Here is a 1,980-nt window from a genome sequence, read left to right on the forward strand (position 1 = left end):
CGCGCGCGGGGGCGGGGGCGGGGGGGGGCGCCCCCCCACCCCCCGGGGGGGGCCCCCCCCCCGGGCGTCACCGCTCCCTGCCCCTCACCCCTCACGAGGATTGCCCGCCATGCGAACCCGACCCTTCGTCGCCGCCCTCGCCCTCGCCGGTGCGGCCGTGCTGCCCGCCGCCGTGCCGGTCGCCGCCCACGGCGACACCGTCCACCTGGACGTCTCCGGCCAGCGGAACGGCCGCGTCAGCACCGTCGCCACCTGGGAGAACGACCACGACCCGGTCACCGGGGAGTTCACCGGCACGCTGGCCGCGACGGCCACTGACGGTCGCACGGTCGGCCCCTGGCGCCTGGTCGCCGTCCCGGGCGAGCCGGGGACGTACACCACCCGGGAGATCCTCCCGGCCGGGCACTGGCGGGTGAGCGTCGACTGCGCGTTTCCCTCGCCGGGGCACGGCGAGGGTGAACTCGACGTCGAGGCCGCGGTGATCGGCGACCCTCCGCTGCCGGGGGCGACGGGCGCGACGACCGGCGCCTCGGCCCCGATACCCGCGCCCGCTCCCACGGCCACACCCACTCCCACACCCACCGCCCCGACCGCCCCGCCGGCCGCCGACAGCGCCGCCCGGGCCCGCTCCGCCGCCCGCGACACCCCCTCCGACACCACGCCCGACGCCGCCACCTGGGCCGCGATCGGCACCGCCGTCGCGGCTGTCGTGCTGGTCGCCACCGGCTTCTGGCTCCGCCGCCGGCCCCACCGCTGAGCCCACCGCTGAGCCCGCCGACGGAACCATCGAGCGCGAACCACCGTCCCAGAGGTCACCGGGCGCCACCGGGCGCCCGGCCGACCGCAAGGGAGCGTCCGCGCATGAAGAAGGTCCTGATCACCGGCGGCGCGGGATTCATCGGCAGTTCGGTGGTGTTCGCCCTCCTCGACCAGGGCATCACCCCGGTCATCCTGGACGACCTGTCCAAGGGCCGGGCCGAGTTCGTCGAGGGCAAGGTGTTCTACCAGGGCGACGTCGCCGATGTGGCCCTGCTCGACCGGATCTTCGCCGAGCACCCGGACATCGACGCCGCCGTGCACTGCGCGGCCAGGATCGTCGTCCCGGACTCGGTGGCCAGGCCGCTGTACTACTACCGGGAGAACGTCGGCAAGACCATCGAACTGCTCGACGCCCTCCAGCGCCACGGCTGCACCCGCGTCGTCTTCAGCAGCTCCGCCTCCATCTACGCGCCCACCCCGGACGCGCGGGTCGACGAGAGCAGCCCGGTCGAGGCCAACAGCCCCTACGCGCGCACCAAGCTGATGATGGAGCAGGTGCTCCAGGACTGGACCAGGGGGGAGGGCGCCGAGCGGCAGCGGGTCATCTCCCTGCGCTACTTCAACCCGATCGGCGCCGACCCGCGACTGCGCAGCGGGCTCCAGGACCTCAACCCCAGCCACGCCCTGGGCAAGCTGATCGAGGCGCACACCAACGGCACCCCGTTCACCGTCACCGGCGTCGACTGGGCGACCAGGGACGGCTCCGGCATCCGCGACTACGTCCACGTGCGGGACCTCGCCGAGGCGCACGTCGCGGCGCTGCTCCGCTTCGACGAGGTGATCGCCGAGGGCGCCGAGGACCGCTACCGGGTCATCAACGTCGGCACGGGCGACGGCACCACCGTGCGCGAGCTGATCGCCGCCTTCGAGCAGGCCGTCGGCGCGACGCTCGACGTCCGCGAGGCGGGCCCCCGGCCGGGCGACGTGATCGGCTGCTACGCGGCCGTCGACACCGCCCGTGAACTGCTCGGCTGGCAGCCGCGGCGGGGCATCGCCGAGGGCGTCGCCGACGCGCTGGCCTGGCGCGCGCAGTGGGCCGCCCGCCTCGACCCCAGCTGATGCCCAGCGCGGGGGGCCCCCGGCCGGGGGGTCCCCCCGCCAGGTGGGCCCGGCGCGCCGTGTGGCCCATTTAGGGGAGCCCGGCGGGGGTGGTCTGCGCCC

The 1,980-nt window shown here is 75.8% G+C and carries 2 protein-coding genes; both read left to right on the forward strand.

The window, feature by feature from the left end; all coding sequences use genetic code 11:
- The first annotated feature begins 109 nt into the window (after window positions 1-109).
- Window positions 110-757, forward strand: a complete 648-nt coding sequence (locus tag ACFV61_RS35750; protein ID WP_380496339.1) for a hypothetical protein — start codon at window positions 110-112, stop codon at window positions 755-757.
- Window positions 758-861: 104 nt separating this feature from the next.
- On the forward strand, window positions 862-1,878 hold the full coding sequence (gene galE / locus ACFV61_RS35755) for a UDP-glucose 4-epimerase GalE (RefSeq protein ID WP_380496341.1): 1,017 nt from the start codon (window positions 862-864) through the stop codon (window positions 1,876-1,878).
- Window positions 1,879-1,980: the final 102 nt, after the last annotated feature.

Origin of the sequence: Kitasatospora sp. NPDC059817 (assembly GCF_042731835.1) — a bacterium.
Classification (GTDB): Bacteria; Actinomycetota; Actinomycetes; order Streptomycetales; family Streptomycetaceae; genus Kitasatospora.